Source organism: Psychrobacter sp. TB20-MNA-CIBAN-0197, assembly GCF_040309765.1.
GTDB classification, from domain to species: Bacteria; Pseudomonadota; Gammaproteobacteria; order Pseudomonadales; family Moraxellaceae; genus Psychrobacter; species Psychrobacter submarinus.
The window spans coordinates 1-279 of the sequence record NZ_JBEOPC010000431.1 but is presented as its reverse complement, the minus strand read 5'-3'; the positions used below and the strand labels follow the sequence as shown (position 1 = coordinate 279).

Annotated in this window: 1 protein-coding gene; it reads right to left on the bottom strand. The window is 72.8% G+C overall.

What is annotated here, in order from left to right:
* Nucleotides 1–279 (bottom strand): IclR family transcriptional regulator domain-containing protein (locus tag AAEY83_RS14360; RefSeq protein ID WP_351059895.1); only part of this gene is annotated, 279 nt, incomplete at both ends.

Sequence of the window (279 nt, the reverse complement as noted above, 5' to 3'; positions counted from 1 at the left end):
CGCGGGAAGCCGCGCGACGAGCCGATGATCGCGATCACGAGCCGGATGCTGCCGGTGTGATCGAACACGGGCGCGGCGATCGTCCCGATGCCGGGCACCGGCGCGTCGAACGCGAAATCGAGTTCGTCCGCGCGGATCGCGGCGAGCCGGGCGCGGAAGGCCGCGTCGTCCGGCGCGGCGTGCGCGCCGGCGAGGCGCACCGGTTCGTTGGCGAGCAGGTCGGCCAGCACGTCGTCGGACATGCCGGACGCGAAAATCCGGCCGATCGCCGTATTGACG